The sequence below is a fragment of the Rhodococcus sp. MEB064 genome (assembly GCF_000834565.1).
GTDB lineage: Bacteria > Actinomycetota > Actinomycetes > Mycobacteriales > Mycobacteriaceae > Rhodococcoides.
This window is the reverse complement of record NZ_JXQS01000015.1, coordinates 122673-137331: the sequence shown is the minus strand read 5'-3', so window position 1 is coordinate 137331 and position 14659 is coordinate 122673. Positions and strand designations below refer to the sequence as shown.

The 14659-nt window shown below is 68.2% G+C and carries 18 protein-coding genes; 7 read left to right on the top strand and 11 right to left on the bottom strand.

All coding sequences use genetic code 11. The annotated features are described in order from the left end of the window. Positions 1 to 21: 21 nt before the first annotated feature. Positions 22 to 1152 (top strand): MinD/ParA family ATP-binding protein, encoded by a 1131-nt coding sequence (locus tag RU01_RS08490; protein WP_231568643.1) that lies wholly within the window; start codon positions 22 to 24, stop codon positions 1150 to 1152. 24 nt (positions 1153 to 1176) lie between these two features. On the opposite strand, the gene RU01_RS08485 is transcribed toward RU01_RS08490, so the two are convergent. Beyond that, positions 1177 to 1383 (bottom strand): hypothetical protein, encoded by a 207-nt coding sequence (locus tag RU01_RS08485; protein ID WP_042574082.1) that lies wholly within the window; start codon positions 1381 to 1383, stop codon positions 1177 to 1179. Positions 1384 to 1528: 145 nt separating this feature from the next. Next, entirely contained in the window at positions 1529 to 1738 is a 210-nt protein-coding gene (locus RU01_RS08480) for a BldC family transcriptional regulator (protein ID WP_042574081.1), read from the bottom strand. Between the two features lie 216 nt (positions 1739 to 1954). Between RU01_RS08480 and RU01_RS08475 the strand changes: the two genes are divergently transcribed. Continuing rightward, positions 1955 to 2287: a DUF4229 domain-containing protein gene (locus RU01_RS08475; RefSeq protein ID WP_042574080.1), complete on the top strand. Its 333-nt coding sequence runs from the start codon at positions 1955 to 1957 to the stop codon at positions 2285 to 2287. 3 nt (positions 2288 to 2290) lie between these two features. Here RU01_RS08475 and pepN read toward each other — a convergent pair whose 3' ends face one another. Beyond that, complete coding sequence (pepN, locus tag RU01_RS08470; RefSeq protein WP_042574079.1) at positions 2291 to 4756, bottom strand: aminopeptidase N; 2466 nt, start codon at positions 4754 to 4756, stop codon at positions 2291 to 2293. A gap of 162 nt (positions 4757 to 4918) precedes the next feature. On the opposite strand from pepN, the gene RU01_RS08465 reads away from it, so the two are divergent. Beyond that, positions 4919 to 5302 (top strand): phage holin family protein, encoded by a 384-nt coding sequence (locus RU01_RS08465; RefSeq protein ID WP_042574078.1) that lies wholly within the window; start codon positions 4919 to 4921, stop codon positions 5300 to 5302. A gap of 7 nt (positions 5303 to 5309) precedes the next feature. Here RU01_RS08465 and RU01_RS08460 read toward each other — a convergent pair whose 3' ends face one another. Beyond that, a complete protein-coding gene (locus RU01_RS08460) occupies positions 5310 to 5792 on the bottom strand; it encodes an FBP domain-containing protein (RefSeq protein WP_042574077.1) in 483 nt (160 codons plus the stop codon). A gap of 48 nt (positions 5793 to 5840) precedes the next feature. After that, the gene (locus RU01_RS08455) at positions 5841 to 6710 is read right to left on the bottom strand and encodes a 1,4-dihydroxy-2-naphthoate polyprenyltransferase (protein ID WP_042574076.1); all 870 of its coding nucleotides are present in this window, start codon (positions 6708 to 6710) and stop codon (positions 5841 to 5843) included. A 191-nt stretch (positions 6711 to 6901) separates the two neighbouring features. Between RU01_RS08455 and RU01_RS08450 the strand changes: the two genes are divergently transcribed. After that, on the top strand, positions 6902 to 7093 hold the full coding sequence (locus RU01_RS08450; RefSeq protein ID WP_042574075.1) for a hypothetical protein: 192 nt from the start codon (positions 6902 to 6904) through the stop codon (positions 7091 to 7093). Positions 7094 to 7108: 15 nt separating this feature from the next. Here the strand turns inward: RU01_RS08450 and RU01_RS08445 are convergent, their stop codons facing one another. The 4 genes from RU01_RS08445 to RU01_RS08430 all read right to left on the bottom strand — a co-directional run bounded on the left by RU01_RS08445 (position 7109) and on the right by RU01_RS08430 (position 10784). Further along, positions 7109 to 8254 carry a GAF domain-containing protein gene (locus tag RU01_RS08445; protein ID WP_156148835.1) on the bottom strand — a complete coding sequence of 382 codons (1146 nt, stop codon included), beginning with the start codon at positions 8252 to 8254 and terminating at the stop codon, positions 7109 to 7111. An 89-nt stretch (positions 8255 to 8343) separates the two neighbouring features. After that, positions 8344 to 9504, bottom strand: a complete 1161-nt coding sequence (menE, locus tag RU01_RS08440) for an o-succinylbenzoate--CoA ligase (protein WP_042574073.1) — start codon at positions 9502 to 9504, stop codon at positions 8344 to 8346. After that, complete coding sequence (locus RU01_RS08435; protein WP_042574072.1) at positions 9497 to 9859, bottom strand: VOC family protein; 363 nt, start codon at positions 9857 to 9859, stop codon at positions 9497 to 9499. Before RU01_RS08435 ends, menE begins: the two co-directional genes overlap by 8 nt. A gap of 16 nt (positions 9860 to 9875) precedes the next feature. After that, the gene (locus RU01_RS08430) at positions 9876 to 10784 is read right to left on the bottom strand and encodes a 1,4-dihydroxy-2-naphthoyl-CoA synthase (RefSeq protein ID WP_442970478.1); all 909 of its coding nucleotides are present in this window, start codon (positions 10782 to 10784) and stop codon (positions 9876 to 9878) included. A 51-nt stretch (positions 10785 to 10835) separates the two neighbouring features. On the opposite strand from RU01_RS08430, the gene RU01_RS08425 reads away from it, so the two are divergent. The 3 genes from RU01_RS08425 to RU01_RS08415 are packed head-to-tail and all read left to right on the top strand — an operon-like array spanning position 10836 to position 12919. Further along, a complete protein-coding gene (locus tag RU01_RS08425; RefSeq protein ID WP_042574071.1) occupies positions 10836 to 11447 on the top strand; it encodes a hotdog domain-containing protein in 612 nt (203 codons plus the stop codon). Further along, positions 11444 to 12421 carry an o-succinylbenzoate synthase gene (locus RU01_RS08420; RefSeq protein WP_082042978.1) on the top strand — a complete coding sequence of 326 codons (978 nt, stop codon included), beginning with the start codon at positions 11444 to 11446 and terminating at the stop codon, positions 12419 to 12421. The genes RU01_RS08425 and RU01_RS08420 overlap by 4 nt, the downstream gene beginning before the upstream one ends. A 54-nt stretch (positions 12422 to 12475) precedes the next feature. Beyond that, a complete protein-coding gene (locus RU01_RS08415; protein ID WP_042574070.1) occupies positions 12476 to 12919 on the top strand; it encodes a DUF6918 family protein in 444 nt (147 codons plus the stop codon). Between the two features lie 60 nt (positions 12920 to 12979). Here the strand turns inward: RU01_RS08415 and RU01_RS08410 are convergent, their stop codons facing one another. Both RU01_RS08410 and RU01_RS08405 read right to left on the bottom strand, forming a co-directional pair. Further along, complete coding sequence (locus RU01_RS08410; RefSeq protein ID WP_042574069.1) at positions 12980 to 14032, bottom strand: AbrB family transcriptional regulator; 1053 nt, start codon at positions 14030 to 14032, stop codon at positions 12980 to 12982. Next, entirely contained in the window at positions 14029 to 14622 is a 594-nt protein-coding gene (locus tag RU01_RS08405) for a flavin reductase family protein (RefSeq protein ID WP_042574068.1), read from the bottom strand. The genes RU01_RS08410 and RU01_RS08405 overlap by 4 nt, the downstream gene beginning before the upstream one ends. Positions 14623 to 14659: the final 37 nt, after the last annotated feature.

Sequence of the window (14659 nt, the reverse complement as noted above, 5' to 3'; positions counted from 1 at the left end):
GTTCTACAGCGGGGGCGCGACGTGACCGATGATCGTTGGGACGGATGGTCGGACCGACCGCACCTCGGGGAGCCGCACTTCGGGGAGCAGGACGCCGACACGGCGCCCGCTGCCGGCTACACCCCACCCGATAATCAGGCCGCCGATTATGCGAGCCCGGACAGTCAGTACTCGGTTCCGCCGTCGGTAGCACCCATGCCGCAGGAGCCGGTAGTGCCGCCACCGTCGGCTCACGACCTGTCCACGTCTCGGTTGCTGCGTGCTGCGCCGCCCCCGCCGACCGGCGGGTGGCGTCGGGTGCTCTTCGACGTCACGGGCGGCCGGGTGAACGTCGGCAACAGCGCGAAGGAACAGCGTCGGCTCGCTCTGATCCGGCAGGTCGACAATCCGCTGCGTGGATGCCATCGGATCGCGATCCTGAGCCTCAAGGGCGGCGTCGGCAAGACGACGATCGCGGCGGCACTCGGCTCGACGTTCTCGGCAGTGCGGGGCGATCGTGTCATCGCGGTCGATGCGAATCCGGACCGTGGAACGCTCAGCTCCCGTGTTCCGCTGGAGACGGAGAAGACCGTTCGAGACCTGTTGCGCGATGCGCGGGATTCGAACAAGTACAGCGACATCCGAGCGTTCACCTCGCAGAACCACCATCGGCTCGAGGTGCTCGCATCGGAATCGGATCCGGCGATGTCGGAGGCCTTCGACGCCTACGACTACGAGTCGGCCGTCGGCATCCTCGAACGGTTCTACAACGTCGTCCTCACCGATTGTGGAACGGGCCTGCTGCACTCGGCGATGCGCGCAATTCTTCGCAGCGCGGACAGCCTGATCATCGTCAGCTCGGGTTCGGTGGACGGCGCACGCAGCGCATCCGCCACGATGGACTGGCTGGATGCGCACGGCTATCGGAATCTGGTGGAGCAGTCGCTCACGGTGGTCAACATGGTGCGGCCCGGTACGAAGGCCATCGACGTCTCGAAGATCGTCGACCACTTCGGGCAGCGCTGCAGGGCAGTGCGCGTCATTCCGTACGACGAGCATCTCGCTCAGGGCGCAGAAGTGGATCTCGACGCGATGGCACCCGCGACGCGAACGGCGCTCCTGGAGACAGCGGCAGCGATGACCGCCGAGTTCCCGCTCTTCGTCAAGCGGTGACGGTCATGCGCTGTCCCTGCGGTGTCACTCGGTAGAGCTGGTGGTTCCCGCGTCGGGGCGGTCGGGGCCCGGTCCGCGAGACCTGTTGTTCTTGTTCATCTTCCACAGAAATTCGGGGTCGTCGTCCGGTCCTGTGACGCGTCCTCGGGGAGCTTCGGCAGCGGGGCCGAACGACTTCCAGAGGAGCACGACAACTACCGCGAGCCCGATCAGTGCCAACAGATAGATCATCTTCGTACCTCCACTACCGAGCGTAGTCGTGGTGGCGCGTCAGGGCACTCGGGTCGACATCGCAAGATCCTGAGAATCTTCCGACGATGCCCCCGGTGGTCACTCGACAGTGGTCACTCGGGAGTGGGTGTGCGGACGACGAACGTCAGCGATGAGCCTCGGTGGTCAGCGAGGTCAGAAGCTGCATGACCTCGGACTCGCGGAAGCGGCGGTGACCACCCGGGGTGCGGAGAGATCCGAGACGGCCGGCGTGGGCCCACCGCGTGACCGTCTTGGGGTCGACATGGAAGAGTGCGGCCACCTGGCCCGGGGTGAGCAGGTTCTCCTGTGTGGGTGTGTATGCCGGTGCACTCATCGCGATCCTCCAAGGGACACAGTTCTTCGTCTCGATCGGCCGCGGGCGGTTCGTCCGCGTCCTCGGTGCCCATGGTGGCATCGAGACCCCCGGGTACTCGACTCTTCTCGTGTTGGTAAAGGGGAGGTAATGGACAAATCGGATACGACATGTGGCTCCCCGAGTGCCCGTGACCGCTGTCGACGACGTGCTCGGCGCGGCCGGTAGCCTGGGGCTATGACGGAATCAGTCGCCCCAGACAGCTCTCCCGGAGCCGGCTCACCCGGTGGCTCCGCCAAGGGCAAGCTCGCCCGCGACCTCGCGCTCTACACAGCGGCCCGGCTCGGGTTGATCGCGGTCGTCGCCGCGATCATCTTCTTCGGCGCGAACGCGATCGGTGTGGAGATTCCGCTACTCGTGGCGATGGTGTTCGCTCTGGTCGTCGCGTTCCCTCTGTCGCTGGTGCTGTTCAAGACCCTGCGGCGCCGCGTGAACGAGGACATCGCCGCGGTGGACGAGAAGCGTCGCCGCGACCGCGAGGACCTGCAGTCCCGCCTGCGCGGCGAGTAGCCCTTACCCGGCGGCCCGCGCCCTGAGGGCGCGCGCCAGATGATCCCGCTGTTCGACGACGCATCGCCGGAGCGCTGCCGGAGCGGATTCATGCCCCGCGAGCCACGCGTCCGCGGCATTCGTGGACTCCGTCTGCGGGAACAGCCCGATGACGAGTCGTCGGGCGATCTCGATGCTGTTCTCGCGCCAGAACGTCTCGAGTAGATCGAAGTACTCGTCGTCGAAGCGCTCGATCGCATGCCGTGACGTGCCCGCGGTGAACCCGCGGACCATCGCGCCGACCTTCTCGTTGCTCGGACCCGCGCCGGTGCTCTTCTGCCCGGTCAGGGTCGCCCACACGTCGGCCTTGACCTCGGCGGAGGGCTGCGCCGCCACGGCCGCGGCGTACTGCACCTCGCCGGCGCCCGTGCGGTCCGACGCGAGTACCTCGTCCAACTCGGATACGTCGGCGTGACCCGTCGCCGCCAGCGCGAACCACAACGACCAGCGTTGTTCGGCGTCGAGAGCCAGTCCGTCGATCGTCGTGTCCCCGCTCAGAAGCGCACGTACGTCTGGCGCCGACGCGTCGTCGTGCGCGGCAGCTGCGGCGAAGGCGCGGAACCATTCGAGCTGCGCGTCGCTTCCCGCGGCGGCGGCGGAGAGCCGGTCGAGCGTCGTTGCCGTCCACGTCGGCCTCACCTGCTCGCGGTCGGCGCAGTAGCGCTCCACGGCGACGGCCGTGTCGGCCAGGACAGCGCCGAGGATGCCGGCGTTGCGTTCGGTCGGCGCGAACCGCGTCGCGAGCGACACGAACGTCGCGGCAGGCAGTTCTGCGTCACGCGTGGCGTTCCACAGCGACGACCAGATCAGTCCGCGACGCAGATCGTCGGGCACACGATCGAGCGATGCGGTCACGGTCTCGAGGGATGCCGGGTCGAGGCGGACCTTGGCGTAGGTGCGGTCGCCGTCGTTCGGCAGGATCACCGCCGCGTCGGGTAGATCGAGCGTGGTGTGCGCGTCGGTGATGTGCACCGAGACGGGGTCGGCGTCGACCAGGTGACCGTCGGCATCCGGCTGCAGGCAGGCGATGTCGAGTCGCTGCGGTCGCGGATCGGTCTGCGACAGGACGCCGGTAGCCCGGTCGTAGGAAATGGTCGAGACGCCGGTCGTCTCGAGCCAGGCGGCGGACCAGTCGTCCAGGGGCATGCCCGCTGCGCCGGACAGGGCGTCGAGGAGCGACGTCAACGTCGCCGTCCCGAACGCGTGGGCCCGGAAGTACGCGCGGGCACCGGCGAAGAACGCGTCGTCACCCACGAAGGCCGCCAACTGCTTGACGACGCTGGCGCCCTTCGCGTACGTGATGCCGTCGAAGTTCAACTTCGCCGCCTCGAGGTCCACGATGTCGGCGACGACAGGGTGCGTGGTGGGCAGCTGGTCCTGGGAGTACGCCCACGCCTTGCGACGATTCGCGAACGACACCCACGCGCCGGTGAACTCCGTCGCCGCCACCGATGCGTACGCGCCCAGGTAGTCGGCGAGGGACTCCTTGAGCCACAGGTCGTCCCACCACGTCATCGTCACCAGGTCGCCGAACCACATGTGCGCCATCTCGTGCAAGATCGTGTTGGCGCGTCGCTCGTACTGGGCGCGGGTCGCGGCGCTGCGGAACACGTACGACTCGGTGAACGTCACGCATCCCGGGTTCTCCATCGCGCCCAGGTTGTACTCGGGAACGAAGACCTGGTCGTACTTGCCGAACGGGTACGGATAGTCGAACTTCTCGTGGAAGAAGTCGAGACCTGCGCGGGTGACCTCGAAGATCGTGTCGTGGTCCAGATGACCGGCGAGCGACGCCCGGCAGTACGCGCCGAGGTCGATGACGAGGTCTCCTCGCTCGTACCGCGATCGAGCCCGATGGTACGGCCCCGCCACGACGGCGGTGATGTAGGTGGAGATCGGCTTCGTCGCGGCGAACACGCGGGTGGCGCCGTCCTCGGACTCGATCCGTTCGTTCGACAACACGGTCCATTCCGGCGGGGCAGTGACCCGGAAGGTGAACGGTCCCTTGAGGTCCGGCTGCTCGAAGTTCGCGAACACCCGACGCGCATCGGCCGGTTCGTACTGCGTGTAGAGGTACGTCTCGCCGTCCGCGGGATCGACGAAGCGATGAAGACCCTCGCCGGATCTGCTGTAGTTCCCCCGCGCATGCACCTCGACGACGTTGTGCGACAGAAGGTCCCGCACCGCGATGCGGGCGCCGTCGTAGTCGACGGGGATCTCGGCGCCGTTGACGACGACGCGATCGACGCCGGCTCCCAGGAAGTCCAGCCACGTCGTCGACTCGCGCGACGCGAAGGTCAGGGTGGTGACCGTAGGGAACTCGGCGGCGGTCCGGGCATCGGTGAGGTCGAGCGCGACGTCGTACCGGACGTCGGACACCAAGTCGGAGCGATGGGCGGTCTCGGATCGGGTCAGGTTGGCAGTACTCACCCGACCATTCCAACATCACTCGATCGGCCGCGCGCACCCCTGCCGTGCCTGATCGTCCACAACTCACCCGGATCGACGGGATCCCGTCGATCACCTCGACGTGTGGACGATCGGGCACGGTGACAGCCCCGAGATCGTCGACCCGCATGCGATCATGGCCGCATGATCCTGGTGCTCAGATTGATCGTCACGGCCTTCGCGATCTGGCTCGCCGCCGGCTGGGTGGACGGCATCGACATCGCCAGTTCGGGTCGGGGTCAGGGCTGGGACATCGTGGTGCTCATCGGCATCGCGGCGGTGTTTACGCTGGTCAACGCCGTCGTCAAGCCGATCGTCGCACTGTTGTCGCTGCCGCTGATCGTGGTGACGCTGGGGTTGTTCCTGCTCGTCATCAATGCCCTGATGCTGCTGCTGACCGCGGCGATCACGGACAGCACCGGGTACGGCCTGACCGTCGACGGATTCGGTGCCGCGTTCTGGGGCGCGGTGATCATCTCGCTGGTGAACTGGGTTCTCGGCGGCCTGGTCCCTGATCGGCGTCGCTGACCGGAGCTCAGGACAGCCGAGCGAGGAACGCGGTGAGGGTGGTGCGCACGCGCTCGACGCGCTCCTCCACCGGAGTGTCGTCGCGGTACTGACGGCCGAGTTTCGGCGACTTCAGCCGGCGCGCGTAGAGCGAACACGCCAGGTCGGTGCACATGTAGATGCCGACGGTGTTGCCGCGACGACCCGACTCCCCGGTCTTGCGCGCCACCATCAGGGACACGCCTCCGCCCTGATGCGCCGTGGTGCAGACGCTGCACATCTGGGACGTGCGCGATCCGGTCTCCGAGCGCAACGCGACGCTGACGAGCCCCTCCGACTGCGGGACGGCCAGGTAGCTCCGACCCGCGTAGTCCGGATCGCTCCAGCCGAGGAAGTCGAGGTCGTCCCACGGGCGGCTGTCGAGGTCGTTCGGTACGGGAAGACGCTTGGCGTCACCCTTCGAGCAGTTGACGAACGACGCCCGGATGTCCGGTTCGGTCACGGGGTCCATGCCTCGACCGTAGGGGATGGTCGTGAGCCGGAGCAACGGCTTTTCCGCTCAGGCGAGGAACAGGCCCACCGCGGTAGCAACGCCCCACACGAGCATCGCGAGTCCCGAGTCGCGCAGAGCCGGGATCAGCTCCATGCCGTGCTTGCGTGCCCGTACCGGCGCATTGGCACGCCACGCCAGCGGGAAGGCGACGATGCCGAGCACGGCCCACGGTGACGCGATGATCAGCACCAGGCTGACGACGAACGGGACGGCGAGAAGCGCGGCGTGCAGCCCACGGCTGCGCGCATCGCCCAGTCGGACGGCGAGAGTCAGCTTGCCGGACTCGGCGTCGGTGGGGATGTCGCGGATGTTGTTGGCCACGAGCACCGCACTGGAGAACGATCCCATCCCGACGGCGCATCCGAGCCCGACCAGGTCGACGCGTCCGGTGAGCACGAACTGGGTGCCCAGCACCGCGACCAAGCCGAAGAAGACGAACACGGCGACCTCGCCGAGACCGCTGTAGCCGTACGGCTTCGAGCCACCCGTGTAGTACCAGGCGCCGCCGATGCAGAGCGCGCCGATCAGGACCAACCACCACGCCGTCGTCAAGGCGAGGACGAGTCCGGCGACACCGGCGACGGCGAAACATGCGATCGCGGCGTTGCGGACCGACGACGGGGTGGCCACCTTCGAGCCGACCAGTCGCAGCGGTCCGACGCGGTCGTCGTCCGTGCCGCGGATGCCGTCGGAGTAGTCGTTGGAGTAGTTGACTCCGACGATCAGTGCCACGGCGACGATCAGCGCCACCGGCGCCTTCCACCACGTCACGTCCGCGAGTTGTGCCGCCGCTCCGGTCGCCACCACGACGGGTGCGATCGCGTTCGGCAAGGTGCGCGGCCGCGCCCCTTCGATCCACTGTGCTGCTGTCGCCATGAGGGGATCATCCCGCACCAGGAGTTCGGCGACGTGCTCGGTGCGGTTGTCGGGGGTCGGAACCGTGGCCTACACTTCCTCCAGCACCCTCGCCTCGAGGGTTACTCACAGGTCTGTCGTGGTCGACCGTGAACGTGGCACTCGCGCGGAGCTGTACGAATGGCTCCCTGTCACACCCCGGGGATGACTCGATGGAGAGCTTCAGCACCACGGTCGCCGACGCAGTATCGGCCATGACCGCCGACGAACTGGATCGTTCGATCCGCGCCTTGACCGCCCGTCAGCGCACCCTGCTCCTCGACGGGGACCTCGACACTGCCTGGGCTGTCACCGAAGACCTCGAGCGGTGCCTCTCCGCACGGGTCGGTATCCCGAGACTGTAAGCACCGCAACCGCGATCACCGCTTGCGGTCGGACGGGCGGGGCCCCCTGCCGGGGTAGCCGGTGTCGGTGACCGGTACCGGATCCGGCTCGGACGAGAACCCGACCGGTTGGAACTCGACCATCAGGAATCGCTCGTGCGGAATGCGAGTGGCGCGAAGGTCGACCACGGTCCACCCGCCGTCGACGCGTCGCAGTCGAACGCCGGGGATCTCGACCTTCCGGTCCACCCACTCGTGCATGTGTCGATAGGCCGAGACGATCCGTGCGATGTCCTCGGGGTGCGGGGTATCGCGCTGATCCACCTGGCCCTTCCACAGGATGTCGGGAACCGGTTCGGTCAGCCACCGTGTCAGACGCACTCTCTCCGCGTCGATCAGGGCGATAGCGGTCGGCGAGTCACGGGTCAGCGAGCGGAGGGCGAACGCCTCGAACGACGGTCCGGGGGAAACGAATTCATCGTCCCGCAGTGCAATCGAGAGACCGTGCGTGATCCTGTCGTCCCGGGACGCCTCGTCGTGCACGGTGCGCAGGGCGATGCGGAGCGGTCGAGGTCCCCTCGACGTCCGCAGAGTGATGGCGCCGTCCCACCGCGTTCCGGGGTCGGCGTCGAACAGAGCGACCATCAGGTACATGGCGCTCTCGGCATCCTCGTTCCTGTCGAAGAACTCGAACGCCGTCGCCGACGGCCCGCGCCCGGACTCGCGAGGAACCATCCGGTCCATCTCGGTCGTGTACTCGAACAGCCGGTCCGCGGACGTCCAGTCCCACCCGGTCACGTCGGGGGGCGAGGCATCCGCGTCGTCGCCGACGTAGAGAAGTACCCCGTGTACCGCTCTGCTGGGACCGGCGACGGGAACGGCGCGCAACGGAACGCGCATCCCGGGTACCGACACCGACGTCTCGACGCCGGTCTCGACGACCGAGGCCACGACGGCGCGTGCCGCGTCCGCGACACGTTTGTTGGGAACGGACCGTTGAAGGGCCGTCCATTCTTTCGCTCTGCCGTCCTTCGCGACGACGGTGCCCAGTGCTCCACCGTCGATCGGTTCGGCGAGAGTCTCCACGACGATCCATCCGTCGTGCGCGTCGGGAGGTGTCCCCGTCGCGCGCCCCGCCTTGTCCACGTGTGCCTCCGAACCCGACCCGGATGTACTGAACAAGCCTACCGACCGTGCTGTCCGAGGCGGGGTCCGCCTGCTCGGGCGGACAGTGCCGCTGACCTGCTGTCATTCAAATGAATGACCCCCGGTCAGGGGTTGCGTGACTCGCTGAGAAGGCGTCGGGCAGCGGTACGGTCGACCTTGCCCGGCCCGCGGAGCGGCAACGCAGCGACCAGAACCACCTGCCGGGGCGCTGCAGCGGCACCGAGGTCGGCGGCGACACTCTCCCGTATCGACTCCGCCGTCGCGCTCGACCCGGGTCGCAGTACGACCAGCGCGCCGACGCGTTCGCCCAGTCGCTCGTCCGGCACACCGACCACGACACACTCCGCGACGCCGTCGACACGCGCCGCGGACTCCTCGACCACTCGCGGCACCACGGTGAGTCCACCCGAGGTGATGGCGTCGTCGAGGCGGCCCAGGATCTGCAGCCGTCCGTCCTGGAGTCGACCCAGGTCGTCGGTCCGGAACCATCCGGAATCGGCGAATGCGGGGTGATCGGACAGGCCTCGATACCCGTTCGCCAGCGTCGGGCCGCCGAGAACTACCCGTCCGTCGTCGTCGAGGCGTACGCGGACACCGTCCAGCGGCGCACCGTCGTAGACGCAGCCGCCACAGGTTTCGGTCATGCCGTACGTCCGGACCACCGTGATTCCCGCGTCGACCGCCCGCGCCAGCACAGGAGCCGGTGTGGCGGCGCCGCCGAGCAGGACCGCATCGAGGGATGCCAGGGCCGCCACCGCGTCCGGGTGGTCGAGCGCCTTGATCAGCTGAGTGGGCACCAGCGAGGTGTATCGGCGGGAATCGGTCATCGACGCGATCGACCGCGTCAGGTCGGCGGGATCGAAACCCGCCTGCACATCGACGACGGCGGGATCGAATCCCGCGGCCAGCGAGCGCAGCACCACCTGCATGCCCGCGATGTGGTGGGCGGGCAGAGCCAGCAGCCACCGTCCGGGACCGCCCAGTCGCGCGTGGGTCGCGGCGGCACTCGCACGCAACGCGTCGGCAGTGAGCAACGCCCCCTTGGGGATTCCCGTCGATCCCGACGTGGCCAGCACCATGGCCGTCGACGGATCGATCGGCGTGCCGGGTGCGAGCGCGTCGACGAGCCGGCGTTGCTCGCGGACGTCGTCGGCGGGGACGGGAAGCGCCGGAGCCGCTGTCCCGTCGAGCACGGACCGCAGATGCGGGAGCAGTTCCAGCACTGCCTCGCCGCCGGGTACCGGCAGGACCGTCAGATCAGCCACGGCGTTGCGGGTGGCCGGGAGGAACCTCGACCACGACCAGGGAGTTGCCGTCGGGATCGGCGATCCACATCTCCGTCAGTCCCCACGGCTCGGTCGTCGGGGGCCGCACGATCTCGACGCCGGCCGCCTCCAGCTCGGCGTGTGTCGCCTCGACGTCGCGCACCTGCAACAGGATCGTCGCTCCTTGCGCAGGTTCGCCGTGCCCCGCCACCTCGATCAACGACTGCCCTGCGAAGAACACGACGCCGCCCGGGTACTCACGGAAGATGCCGAGTCCCACCTGATCCCGGTAGAAGTGCAGCGCCTCGTCGAAGTTCTTCGGGCGCAGAATGATTCGGCTCGCCAATACCTCCATGGCAGTGCGTCGCCTCTCAGTAATACCAGGGATAGGGAGACCAGTCCGGCTCACGCTTCTCGAGGAACGAGTCGCGACCCTCCACGGCCTCGTCGGTCATGTACGCCAGGCGCGTCGCCTCACCGGCGAAGAGTTGCTGCCCCACCAGGCCGTCGTCCTGAAGGTTGAACGCGTACTTGAGCATTCGCTGCGCCTGCGGGGACTTGCCGTTGATCGTGCGCCCCCACTCGATGGCGACGGTCTCGAGGTCGGCATGGTCGACCACCTTGTTGACCGCACCCATCCGGTGCATGTCCTCGGCGGTGTAGGTATCGCCGAGAAAGAAGATCTCGCGAGCGAACTTCTGGCCCACCATCTTCGCCAGGTACGCACTGCCGTACCCGCCGTCGAAGCTGCCCACGTCGGCGTCCGTCTGCTTGAACCGGGCGTGCTCACGGCTCGCGAGCGTGAGGTCGCAGACCACGTGGAGGCTGTGTCCGCCGCCCGCGGCCCAGCCGTTGACGAGGCAGATCACGACCTTCGGCATCGTGCGGATCAGGCGCTGTACCTCGAGGATGTGGAGCCGTCCGGCGCGTGCCTTGTCGACGGTCTCCGCGGTGTCACCGCTCGCGTACTGGTAGCCGCTGCGACCGCGGATGCGCTGATCGCCCCCGGAGCAGAAGGACCACACGCCGTCCTTCGGTGCGGGGCCGTTGCCGGTGAGCAGGACGGCGCCGACATCGGACGTCATCCGCGCGTGATCGAGGGTCCGGTAGAGCTCGTCGACCGTGCCGGGACGGAACGCATTGCGCACCTCGGGGCGGTCGAAGGCGATGCGCACGGTTCCATCGGTCACGTGGCGGTGGTAGGTGATGTCCACCAGGTCCTCGAAGCCGGGGACCGCGGTCCACAGGTCGGGCTGGAACGGCGAGGTCTCATCGGTCACCTTCGACAGCCTAACGACGGGAGGATTCGGACTCCGCGTTACCGTCGTGCGATGACCGAGGATTCTCCGCAAGGCGGCTTCCCGAAATTCACGCCGGCCACGCCCGGGCCGGACTACGGCCGTCTGATCGAAGCCCTCCGCACGATCCAGGACCTGGCGGTGTCCACCGATCTGCCCGACGATCAGCTGGCACTGGCCGCGGACCAGGCCGAGAAGCTGGCGGCCACCATGGCGCCGTACGTCGTGCCCGAAGGCCGATCGCCGGCAGGCCGCTCACTTCGACTCCCCGGGCGGGGCAGTCTGCTGATGCTCCCGTGGACGATCGAGAAGTACGGTCCCGACGGGGTGCGGTCCACCGGTGTCTTCCGACGGTTCCACCTCGGTGGCAACGGGGCGGCGCACGGCGGCACGCTTCCCCTGCTGTTCGACGACCTGTTCGGGCTCGTCCAACGCGCCTACGGCCGACCGATCAGTCGCACCGCCTTCCTGCACATCGATTACCGCGCGGTGACTCCGTTGAACGTGCCGCTGGTCGTCGAGGGCCACGTCACGAATGTCGAGGGTCGCAAGACGTTCATCGAGGCGACGCTGAAGAACGCGGACGGGAAACTGCTGGCGGACAGCAACGCTCTCATGGTCCAGCTCCTTCCCGGCCAGCAGTGACTCTGCCGTCGTTCGAGGAGATCGCCGCCTCCGCGCGTGTGCTCTCCCTCCCGATGCGGACGCGATTCCGCGGCATCACCACGCGAGAGGTGATGCTGTTCGAGGGCCCGGCCGGATGGGGCGAGTTCGGTGCGTTCACCGAGTACGACGACGTCGAGGCGACGTCGTGGCTGCTCGCCGGCATCGAGATGGCGTGGCAGGGGCCGCCCACCGCGCTGCGGGAGTTCGTCGACGTCAACGCGACCGTCCCCGCCGTTCCCGCCGCGGAGGTCCCCGATGTGCTGGCCCGCTACCCCGGTGCCCGCACGGCCAAGGTCAAGGTGGCGGAGAAGGGGCAGTCTCTTGCCGACGACGTGGCGCGCGTCGAGGCGGTGCGCGACCTGGTCCCCACCGTGCGTGTCGACGCCAACGGCGGCTGGACCGTCGACGAAGCCGTCACTGCGCTGCGGGCGCTGACCGAGAACGGAGACCTCGAGTACGCGGAGCAGCCGTGCGCCAGTGTCGAGGAACTCGCCGAGGTGCGCGACCGGGTGCGCGGAGTGTCGATCGCGGCCGACGAGAGTATCCGGCGCGCCGAGGACCCGATGCGGGTCGTGCGGGCCGGCGCCGCGGACGTGGCCGTGGTCAAGGTTCCGCCGCTGGGCGGAATGCGCCCCGTCCTCGCGCTCGCCGAGGAACTGGCCGAGTACGGCGTGCCGGTGGTCGTGTCCAGCGCACTCGATTCCGCTGTCGGGATGAGCGCCGGTCTCGCGGCAGCGGCGTCCCTGCAGTCCGAGATGGCCTGCGGACTGGGAACAGGCGCACTGTTCGTCGACGACGTCGCCGAACCACGGGTGCTCGTGGACGGCCGATTGCGCGCCGACGTTGCCGTCCCGGATCCGGTCCGGCTCGATGCACTGGCTGCGTCGGAGGAGCGTCGTCGGTGGTGGATCGCGCGCCTCGAACGCTGTTGTAATGTCGCGGCCGACCGGTGACATACCGACTCCGTGACCGGTTCACCTCCTTTTCCCCGACGACAGGACTGTTTCGTGGCATCTCTGAAGACGACTCTCCTCGACGACACCAACGCATCCGCCGTGCGTGCGGACGTGCGCACACTGATCGACGCGGAGGTGTCGGACAAGAAGGGCGCATCCGGCCTCGCGGTCAAGGGCGCGTACGGCGCCGTCAAGAAGATCAGCCCCAACGTGATCGACGACGCGGTGGCCAAGCTGTGGCCGAGCTTCGTCGACAAGCTCGACCCCTTCTGGGCGCAGTACTCGGCGAACCCGACGGGATCGTTCGGGGACTACCTCGTCGCCAACGGTGACGCAGCCTCCGACGCGCTGCTGTCCGTGACGGATGCGCGCATCGACGAGACCAGCAAGTCCACCATCAAGAAGGCGTACTCGTCGCTGCGTCCGTCGGCGAAGAAGAACGTCACCGAGGCCCTGCCCCGTGTCGGCGCTCTGGTGCAGAAGTACGCAGCCTGATCCGAACAGCGCCCGGTGCGCCGAACCGCGATATCCGCGGCTCGGCGCACCGTCCTGCAGTCAGCGCCCGCGGGCTCGGGTGAACAGCGGGACGACCAGCAGCATCAGGAACACCCGCAGCACCTGGGCCGCCACGACGAACGTGACATTGACGCTGCTCGCTGCGGCGAGGGCCAGCACGGCGTAGATGCCGCCCGGCGTCGTCGCGAGGTAGGCCTCGTACGGCGTGATGCCGGTGGTGCCGACCAGGATCAACCCGAGCAGAGCGCAGCCCACCGCGATCGCGACGATCAGCAGCACCGCCCACGGGATGATGCGGCCGATGGACTTCAGGCTGTCGAGGGTGAACTGCAGACCGGCCTGCCACCCGATCACGATGTAGACCAGTTGGAGCAGCAGGAAGGGGACGCCCGCACCGCCCGTCCAGCCGAGCAGGTCTGCGGCGCCCGAGATCATGAGCGGGCCGAGCAGCGCGGGTGCGGGGAGTCGAACGAGTCGCCCCAACGGGATGCCCACCAGCAGGCAGGCGGCGATGAAGAGAGCGTCGGCCCATAGAGGAGCCGACTCCGTGATCGGCGATCCGCCCTGGCCCGTGTCGGCCGAGAACACCACGGTGGCGACGAACGGCAGGGACGCGGTGACCAGCAGGACTCGCACGTACTGCACCACGGCGACCACCCGCTCGTCGCCGCCCAGATCACGGGCGATCGCGACCATGCCCGACGCCCCGCCGGCCACCAGGGCGAGTGCGCCCGTCGTCGCATCGAGGTCGCGGTGCAGTCCGAGCAGCGCACCGGCCGCGATCGACAGCAGCAGCGTGCCGAGGGACACCACCAGAACCCAGATCCAGGCCGACCCGAGCGAGGACATGGTGTCCCGGTCGAGCAGGGTGCCGATCTCGACGCCGAGTATCGCCTGCGCACCCATCGACATCGGCCGAGGAACCTTGCCGGGACCTCGGTTGCACAACGCGAACACCGTCGCGACGGCGAGCGCGACGAACAGAGCAGCCGACGGCACCCCGACGCGATCCGCCAGCACGGCCACGACGGCCGTGACAAGCGCCAGTGCTACCCAGCGGCCGGCGCGGGACCGGTCGACGGCCGGACTCAAGGCCTGTCGGGGCGCTGGATCCGTCGCACGGCCGGGGGCATGCCCCACTCGTCGCGGCCGAGTCGGCTCAGCGGTGCGAGGGCGCCGAAGTCGGGCAACCCGTCCTCCGCGAGGAATTCCGGGCGCACCGTGATCATCGTGACCGCACCCATGACGACGAAGGAGTTGCCCACCTCGATCACCTGGTGAAGCGTCGCCTCGATCGAGAGCGGGGACGCGACGACGCGCGGCGGGCGGACGGTCTCGCTGGGCTCGCTCTCGAGCTCCACGGCCGTGTACTCGCTCACGGAGGCGTCGTAGTTCGCCGACGTCTGATTGATCTGCTCGAACAACGACTCGGTGGCGAGGTTGATGACGAACTCGCCCGTCTCCTCGATGTTGCGGAGGCTGTCCTTGCGGCCGACCGACGTGAACTGCACCACGGCGGGTGCGCTCGACGAGACGGAGAAGAAGCTGTACGGCGCCAGGTTCGGCACGCCGTCCGCGGAGACTGTCGACACCCACGCGATGGGTCTGGGTACCACTGACGTGGTGAGAAGCTTGTAGTAGTCGCCGGCGTCCATGGTCTGCGGATCGAAGTGTGTGCGCACCTGTTCATCCTGCCACCGCCCGGTGGACCGCTCTTGC

What these genes read in the sequence shown, in the direction of transcription:
- RU01_RS08485 (WP_042574082.1), bottom strand. Translation starts at nt 1,383, where the DNA reads ATGATCTATCTGTTGGCACTGATCGGGCTCGCGGTAGTTGTCGTGCTC.
- RU01_RS08480 (WP_042574081.1), bottom strand. Translation starts at nt 1,738, where the DNA reads ATGAGTGCACCGGCATACACACCCACACAGGAGAACCTGCTCACCCCG.
- RU01_RS08475 (WP_042574080.1), top strand. Translation starts at nt 1,955, where the DNA reads ATGACGGAATCAGTCGCCCCAGACAGCTCTCCCGGAGCCGGCTCACCC.
- RU01_RS08465 (WP_042574078.1), top strand. Translation starts at nt 4,919, where the DNA reads ATGATCCTGGTGCTCAGATTGATCGTCACGGCCTTCGCGATCTGGCTC.
- RU01_RS08460 (WP_042574077.1), bottom strand. Translation starts at nt 5,792, where the DNA reads ATGGACCCCGTGACCGAACCGGACATCCGGGCGTCGTTCGTCAACTGC.
- RU01_RS08455 (WP_042574076.1), bottom strand. Translation starts at nt 6,710, where the DNA reads ATGGCGACAGCAGCACAGTGGATCGAAGGGGCGCGGCCGCGCACCTTG.
- RU01_RS08450 (WP_042574075.1), top strand. Translation starts at nt 6,902, where the DNA reads ATGGAGAGCTTCAGCACCACGGTCGCCGACGCAGTATCGGCCATGACC.
- RU01_RS08435 (WP_042574072.1), bottom strand. Translation starts at nt 9,859, where the DNA reads ATGGAGGTATTGGCGAGCCGAATCATTCTGCGCCCGAAGAACTTCGAC.
- RU01_RS08425 (WP_042574071.1), top strand. Translation starts at nt 10,836, where the DNA reads ATGACCGAGGATTCTCCGCAAGGCGGCTTCCCGAAATTCACGCCGGCC.